Origin of the sequence: Paenibacillus darwinianus, from assembly GCF_000598065.1 — a bacterium.
Taxonomy (GTDB): domain Bacteria; phylum Bacillota; class Bacilli; order Paenibacillales; family Paenibacillaceae; genus Paenibacillus_I; species Paenibacillus_I darwinianus.
The window spans coordinates 4,222-12,373 of sequence record NZ_KK082188.1 but is presented as its reverse complement, the minus strand read 5'-3'; the positions used below and the strand labels follow the sequence as shown (position 1 = coordinate 12,373).

The window sequence follows — 8,152 nt, the reverse complement described above, 5'->3', positions numbered from 1 at the left end:
CGATCCGATCGAAACGCTGCGGGCGACGGAATTGCTGGCAAACGAAGGTTTTACGGTGCTGCCCTACACGTCCGACGATCCGATTCTATGCAGGCATCTGGAGGATGCGGGCGCGGCGGCCGTCATGCCGGGCGGTTCGCCGATCGGCACGGGGCTTGGCATTCTGAATGCCTATAATCTGGGCTTGATCGTCGAATCGGCGCGCGTGCCGGTCATCGTCGATGCGGGCCTCGGTTCGGCGGCGGACGCCGCGCAGGCAGGGGAGCTGGGCGCGTCAGGCATTCTCGTCAATACGCCGGTCGCCAAAGCGCGCGATCCGATCGCCATGGCCCGCGCGATGACACTCGCCTTCGAAGCGGGCCGGCTGTCCCGCGCGGCCGGCCGCATTCCGAAGCGGCCATATGCGTCGGCGAGCAGCGCGGCGGAAGGCGTGCCGGACGCATTGCCGGCCGGATTGGGCGGCGAGATGCGGCTTGCGCATCCCGGTGCCGGTGCCGGCAACGAGCGCGGCATCGGCATCGGTGACGGCGTGAAGGGCGGTTGACGAGATGGCGGATACGGTTATTGTGCTTGGGGGAGGGATTGTCGGTCTTGCTTGCGCGTTTGAAGCGGCGGGGCGTGGCTACAAGGTGACGGTCGTCGAGACGGGGAAGCCGGGCGGCCAGGCCTCGGGAGCGGCAGCGGGCATGCTTGCCCCGTATTCGGAAAATACGGAGCAGCCCGATGCTTTTTTCCGACTGTGCCTGGACAGCTTGCGCCTCTATCCGCAATGGCTTGCGGAGATCGAGGAAGCGTCGGGACGCCGGATTGAGTGGATTCCTTCGGGCAGTCTGAATATCGTATACCATGAGGCCGATTTGTCTCCGCTTCGGACGCGCCTGCTGTGGCAGAACCGGCTCGGCGCGCAAGCGGAAATCGTAGAGGGCTCCCGGCTGCGGGAGCTGGAGCCGCATCTGTCTCAGAACGTGGAAGCGGCGCTTTACTGTCCGCAGGAAAGCCATGTTTACGCGCCGGACCTGGTAGCTGCGCTCGAGGACGCCTGCCGGAGCAGGGGCGTCGCGATTATGGACCATTCCGGGGCCGTGACGGATGTTCGGCTTTCATCGGCACCGGGCGTCACCGTTTCAACGACTGCCAGAGGGGATATATCCGGCGACCGGCTTGTCGTGTGTACCGGCGCCTGGACCGGAGCGCTTGGGCGATGGTTCGGGCTGCATTTTCCGGTTCACCCGATCCGCGGCCAAATTTGCGCCTATGAGGTGCCCGTCGGCGTCGTGCGGCATATGGTATTCTCGCCTCAGGCGTATTGGACCTCGAAGGGCAACGGCACGCTGGTATGCGGCGCATCGGAGGATGTCGCGGGCTTCGACACCACGGTTACCGAGAGAGGGATCGGCCGGCTGGTGCGCTCGGGACCGAAAGCTTTTCCGTTTCTGGCGGATAAGCCGGTCGTCCACCGTTGGGCGGGGCTCCGGCCCGCCATAAGGGACGGATGGCCGATGCTCGGACAGCTGGAGGGGGCGCCTCAGGTCGTCATTGCCGCCGGGCATTATCGCAACGGGATTTTGCTGAGCCCGGTGACAGGCGCTTCCGTCACTGACCTGCTGGACGGCAAAGCGGACTGGGGCTTGCTCGCCGCGTTCGCGCCGGAGCGGTTCTCCTTGGCGGTGGAAGGAAGCTTGTCCGTATGACCGGGCAAACGGGATTTGCGCGCGCGCTGACGGTGGCCGGTTCGGACTCCGGCGGCGGCGCGGGCATTCAGGCGGATCTGAAAACCATGCAGGAGCTCGGCGTGTTCGGCATGAGCGCGCTGACGGCGGTTACCGTTCAGAACAGCCTCGGCGTGCATGGCGTTCACCCGCTGGAGCCAGCGGCCGTAGCGGACCAGGCGGAAGCGGTGCTGTCGGATATCGGCGCCGATGCGGTGAAGACGGGCATGCTGTTCTCGTCCGAGGTCATTGAGGCGGTGTGCGACGTGCTTGAGCGCTATGCGGTGCGGCGTTTGACCGTCGATCCGGTCATGATCGCCAAAGGCGGCGCTTCGCTGCTGCGCGCCGAGGCTGTGGCGGCCATGGTCCGCCGGCTGCTTCCGATGGCCGAGATCGTCACGCCCAACGTGCCCGAGGCCTGCGCTTTGCTGGGCTTACCGGAAGACGCGATTCGCGATGAGACCGATATGGCCGATGCGGCCCGTCAAATCCGGCTTTTGGGACCGGAGTATGTGCTTGTGAAGGGCGGGCACCTCGGGGAAACGGAAGCGGAGACCCGCACCGAGTGCGCGGACGTGCTGGCGGGCGGGAGCGATTTGCTGCGCGTGCTCCGCTCGCCGTTCATTCCGACCCGTCATACGCATGGGACCGGCTGTACGTTGTCCGCGGCCATAACGGCTTACCGGGCGCGCGGGCTGGCGATGGAGGAAGCGGTGCGCGGCGCCAAAGATTTTGTATCCAAAGCGATTGCATATGCTGTACCAACAGGCGGGGGAATCGGCTCGCTCTGGCATGCCGCGCATCGGCGCGCGGAATAGAAAAACGGACGAAGCGCTCGCCGCGTTGGCGGGCGCTTCGTCCGTTTTGGCGTCAATTGGACAGGGCGGCAACAAGGCGGGCGATGGCAGCAATGGGGCGATGCGGATTCTGCGAACGAATCCGCAAAACGCGGCAAACAACAGCCGATTTCGTAACCGTAACCCGCAAATCCATCTGCCGGCGGGATATTTTCCCTCTCTTCTGTCCGCGGTCCATCGACAATGAGCCTCATAACGGTTGAACGACGCATTTTCGGCCGACCCCCTCACTTCTTCTTCTCTCAAAGGTGACCCGCCTATAGGTGAGCGCATATGATACACATAACTTGGGTTCGAGAAGGAGAGGGCTATGGCGAAAAGCAGAAAAGGGAGAAACGTCAGAGGGCGAAAACCGCTCTTCTATGTCGATAATCCGAACACTTCGGAGCTGCAATGGCTGGACGAGTCAAAGGCGAAACCGGCCGGAACGCCGAACCGCGTGAAAATGGCGCTGCATGCCGCGGCGGCGGCACCCGTACCTGCACCCGCATCGGCATCAGCGCCAACGACTGAGGCTGTGCCGCAAACCGCCGCCGCTCCGTCTGACGCGGTTGCCAAAGCAATCGAGGAGAGCGAGGAACGGAAGCTTCAAGAGGCTGACATGATTCAGCAGCTGGCGGAGGAAGCGCTGGCCGAGAAGCTGGAGAAGCTGGAGGAAAAAAGGCTGCCGTTCAAGCCGGCTCCAATCGTATACACCGACGATTTGGCGGACGAGGCGGTTACGAACGAGAAAATCGCACGCAGCTCAATCGACAGCTCCAGGCTGAAGACCGGCAGCATCGTCACGCATACGATCGGAGATTTCGCGGTAGAAAGCATTAAAATCGCCGACGGGGCGGTTACCGGCTCCAAAATCGGATCGGAAACGATCACCGGCGACCATCTGGCGCCTCGTTCGGTGTCGGGAAGCAAGCTGCTCGACCGGTCCATCAGCGGAGAGAAGCTGCGCGACGGCAGCGTGACGACGGAAAAGCTTGCCGACCGCACGATCGGCCCCGATAAAATCGCGGAGGGCTCGATCGGCGCGAAGCATCTGCAGAACGCAATCATTACGACGGAGCTCCTCCAGGACCGGGCGGTGACCGGCGATAAATTAGCGAGCGGGTCGGTCCGAAGCGATCATCTCGGCAATGAAGCGGTGGACACCTCCAAGCTGGCCGAAGGAGCCGTAAGCACATCCAAGCTTCGGGAGCAAGCGGTGACGGGCGAGAAAATACGCGCGGGGGCAATCGACTCCGTGCATTTGAAGGAAGGCGTCCTGCTGTCACAGCATGTCGCCTTGGGTGCGCTGGAGGGAAAGCATCTGGCTCCGGACGCCGTCTCCGCCTTGCATCTCGCGGAGGGCTCCGTCGCAAGCCGGGCGCTTCAGCAGGGAAGCGTGGGCGAGGAACATTTGGCGGTCGGGGCCGTAAAAGCGGAACATCTCGCGACCGAGTCGGTTCTAGGAAGCCACATCGCTCCCGGTGAGATCGGCGTGTCTCATTTGCCGGATTTGCTGATCACTTCCGCCAAGCTGGCGGATCAATCGGTATCGACGGTAAAGCTCGTCGAGCATGCTGTCACCAGCTCCAAAATTGCGGACCAGAGCATCAATACGCACAAGCTTGCCGACGATTCCGTGCAGACGCGGCATCTCGGACGGTCGAGCGTGACGGGCGAGAAGCTTGCTGACGATTGCGTAGCGGGCCGCCATTTAGTGTCGGACTCCATCGACGGCAAGCATTTAAGGCCTTCATCTGTCGCGAGCCGTCATCTGGAGGCGGCATCGGTCGGAAGCGACAAGCTCGCGCCGCTATCGGTATTGGAGGAGCATATCGGCGCCGGCTCCGTCGGCATGACGCAAATCGCCGACGGCTCGATTTCCGATGTCAAGCTTGCAGAACGCAGTGTCCGGGCGGAATCGATCGGCGACGGCGAGGTGCGGACCCGGCATTTGGGCGACGCATCGGTCACCTTCGAGAAACTAGCGCCGGGCGCGTTGCGTCCGTACCATTTAACACCGGGCTCGATCATGGCTGACTCGATCGCCGACGGCGCAATAGCAGCGCGCCATTTGCAATCCGATGCCGTCGAGGAGGAACACCTGAGCAACGGCTCTGTGGGGACCGATGCGCTGCAGGACGGGGCGGTCGTCGTGTCGAAGCTGGCGCGCGGCGCGGTGAATGAGCGGCATTTGGCAGCCGGCGCCGTGTTCGCTTACCATCTGGCCGATTATGCGGTCAATTCGCTTAAGCTCTCGCCGGAGAGCGTGTCCACCGACAAGCTGACCGATTGGGCAGTCACTTCGGCCAAATTGGCGGCGGCCAGCGTGACAGTGGAAAAGCTCGCCCCGTCGTCGGTCGGCTCCGAGCAGCTTGCGTCCGGCGCTATTACAGCTTCTCATCTCGCTCCATCCTCGGTGGGTACGGAGCAGTTGCGCGAAGGAGCGGTGACCGGGAGCCGGCTTGCGGCGGGCTCGGTCGGTTCGGAGCAGATCAAGCCGGCCTCGATCGGCCAGCATTTGTTGGCGAAGGGCGCGGTCGGTTCGCAAAATCTGACCGATGAGGCGGTGCAAAGCCGGCATCTGTCCGAACAATCGGTCCTCGGCATCCATATTGCAATCGGATCCGTGCATGAGCTGCATCTCGGAGAAGAATCTGTAACCGAAGGCAAAATTGCCCCCTCGGCGGTAGGACATGAGCAGCTTCAGGCCGGTTCGGTCGGCGGCGCACAGCTCCGGCCGTCCGTCGTGGAGTCGCGTCACCTTGCGGTCGAAGCTGTCGAGACGAAGCATCTGGCCGCAGGCTCGGTCGGCGGGATTCAACTGGCGGAAGGGGCGGTGGGCAGCGCTCATCTGTCGGCTTCGTCGGTCGGTACGGAACCGCTGCAGGATGCGGCCGTCACCTCGCCGAAGCTTGCCGCTTCATCGGTCGGCAGCGAGCATCTGCAGCTGGAAATTATCGGCGGCAAACATATCCGGCCGGAAGCGATCCAAGGCTACCATATTCGGAAAGGTTCCATTACGACGGCGCATTTGGCCGACGGACCGCTGACGCCGGGACGTTTGCCGGACGGCTCGATACCCGGTGCGAAGCTGGCGGCGGGCTCGGTGGGCGCCGACCGGTTGGCCGGAAAAAGCGTCGGTTCGGCCCAGCTTGCGGAAGAGAGCGTTACCGATCGCCATTTGGCCGACGGATCGGTTATCAGCTCCAAAATCGCGGACCGCTCCGTCACCGCAAATCATCTTGCGCCTCATTCCATTACGCGCGAGCTGATCCATGAGGGCGCCGTAACAGGCGATCATCTTGCAGCCGGTTCGATCGGTCGCGCCCACCTGGCGGAGGGGACAGTCGAAGGCAGACATATCGCGGCGCAAACGGTGGGCACTCCGCAGCTTGCGGTCGGCGCGGTCGGGGCGCGACAACTGGCGGAAGGCTCGGTCGGAACGACGCATTTGTCAGAAGGCGCAATCGAAGGCAGGCATGTGGCGGAAGGCGCAATCGGCGCATTACAGCTGGACGAAGGTTCGGTGGGGGAAAGAGAGCTGGCGGTCGGTTCCGTCAGCGGAATCCACCTGGCGGACGAGGCAATCGAAGGCAGGCATATTGCAGCGCATACGATCGGCGCGCCGCATCTTGCGTTCGGGGCGGTCGGCGCGCTGCAGTTGGCGGAAGGCGCGGTCGGCGCGGCGCAAGTGGCGGAAAGCGCAATCGGGGGCAAGCATGTGGCGGCGGGCGCAATCGGCGCATCGCAGCTGGCGGATGGTTCCGTCGGAGAGCGGCAGTTAGCGGTCGGGTCGGTCGGTGGCAGACATATCGCCGAAGGCGCCATCGATTCGGTTCATCTTGCAATCGCAGCGGTGGGCGATTTGCAGCTGGCAAACGGCTCAGTCAGCGCTTCGCATATTGCCAACCACGCGATAGGTTCGACGCATCTTGCGGCAGGCTCGGTAGGCGCTTTACAACTGGCGGCCGGCACGGTCGGCAACGCCCATATCGCTGAGGGAGCAATCGTTTCCGTTCATCTCAGTAATGGAGCCGTCGGCGCGCAGCAGTTGGCGCACGGCGCTGTCGGTGCGCAGCAACTGGCGAACGAAGCCGTCGGGTCCGGTCATATTGCCGAAGGGGCCATCGGCACTGCGCATCTCGCGCCCGCCGCGGTAGGCGGATTGCAGCTTGCCATCGGTGCGGTAGGAGGCGCGCATGTAGCGGAAGGCGCCATCGGAACCGAGCATGTTTCCGCTGGCGCTATCAGCGGCCATCACTTGGCTCGCGGCACAGTCGGCAGCCTGCACATTGCGGAAGGCGCAATAGAAGCGGCGCATCTCGCTCAGGGCTCGGTATCCGGCTCACATCTAGCCACCGGCGTGATCGGCGGGGAACATCTGTCACACGGCGCGGTTGGCGCGGAACATCTCGCAGAGGGCTCCATCGTCAGGAAACATCTTGTGGCCGGCGCGATCGGCGGCGTTCAACTGGCAGGCGGCTGCGTGATGCCGGAGCATTTGGCGAAAGGGGCGGTCAGCGCCTCCCATATTGCGAGTGGGGCGGTGGGCGCATCGCACCTGGCCAGCGGCGCGATCGGCACGGTGCACCTGACGGACGGTTCTGTGACAAGGTCGAAGCTGGCCGCGGACTTGTTGACGGCTACTCCGATCCGTCCAGGCGGAATACAAGCTGATCATTTGGCAGACGGGGCCGTTACAGCGGAGAAGCTGGCTGAAGGAGCGGTGAGCGGACGCACATTGGCCTCCGGCTCAGTGGGGGCGTCTCACATCCAGCCGGATTCTATCGGCGACAGACATCTGCGGGACTACAGCCTGCCGCTTTCGAAACTCGCTTTCAACCCTGTTGTTTCGGGGGAGAGCTCGGGCGTCGTGCTGCAGCAGTTCGGACTTGTACCGTTTGCGTTCACCGGTTTGGAAGAGCAGTCAGATGTGGCGATCCCGTTCGACGAACCATACGGCGACAATCATTACGTCCTTACGGTGACGTCGGACCAGCCATCCTGCTTCGCAACCATCAAAACGAAGTATCCGGATTTTGCCCTCGTTACGATCAGCCGTCAGCGTATCGGTCCTGCGCCGAGCGGCACGCTGAATTGGATCGCAATCGGCAGCCACGGATAAGCCGTGATTAAACCGCAGCCCCCCTGCGCGACAACGTCGCGAGGGGGCTGTTTCGGTATGCGCGCCATAAGGCCGAGGGTTCCAACCGCACTTTGGTCAGCCGTACAAGTGCCGTTGCGCCATCGTCTCTGGTACATACAATGAGATGGAAAAGACCGTTTGGCGTAGTATCCGGACAACATCCCCCTCACTCGCTCGGACGGTTCGCCGCGTTTGCCCGTCAGATGACTGCGAGGAGGTGGGGGTTTGCCGATACGAAATCGAAGGCAACGGCGGGCTGGCCGGAAAACGGTAAAGCCGAATCGCGTCAGCCTCAGAAGGAGGGCGGCATCGCCAGCGAACCGAAGAAGGAGTGCGATATCGCCCCCGTCGATTCACTATCGAAGAAGGTACTTGCCGCCGGTAAACGCCGGCCGGGACGCTGTAGCCGAAACCGGCTCGGATGCGGATGTTCCGCCGGAGAATGCTTCCGTCGGCGG

3 protein-coding genes and 1 pseudogene are annotated in these 8,152 nt (G+C 63.2%); all 4 read left to right on the top strand.

Annotated features, from left to right (window positions below):
• Positions 1 to 544: pseudogene (locus tag BG52_RS12040) on the top strand (hypothetical protein); the annotation flags it as partial.
• Between the two features lie 4 nt (positions 545 to 548).
• A complete protein-coding gene (gene thiO / locus BG52_RS12035) occupies positions 549 to 1,691 on the top strand; it encodes a glycine oxidase ThiO (RefSeq protein ID WP_036667331.1) in 1,143 nt (380 codons plus the stop codon).
• Complete coding sequence (gene thiD, locus BG52_RS12030; RefSeq protein WP_036586143.1) at positions 1,688 to 2,527, top strand: bifunctional hydroxymethylpyrimidine kinase/phosphomethylpyrimidine kinase; 840 nt, start codon at positions 1,688 to 1,690, stop codon at positions 2,525 to 2,527. The genes thiO and thiD overlap by 4 nt, the downstream gene beginning before the upstream one ends.
• A gap of 349 nt (positions 2,528 to 2,876) precedes the next feature.
• A complete protein-coding gene (locus BG52_RS12020; protein ID WP_036667328.1) occupies positions 2,877 to 7,673 on the top strand; it encodes a WIAG-tail domain in 4,797 nt (1,598 codons plus the stop codon).
• Positions 7,674 to 8,152 lie beyond the last annotated feature (479 nt).

Coding starts and splice junctions, on each gene's coding strand:
- thiO (WP_036667331.1), top strand. CDS start 549: ATGGCGGATACGGTTATTGTGCTTGGGGGAGGGATTGTCGGTCTTGCT.
- thiD (WP_036586143.1), top strand. CDS start 1,688: ATGACCGGGCAAACGGGATTTGCGCGCGCGCTGACGGTGGCCGGTTCG.
- BG52_RS12020 (WP_036667328.1), top strand. CDS start 2,877: ATGGCGAAAAGCAGAAAAGGGAGAAACGTCAGAGGGCGAAAACCGCTC.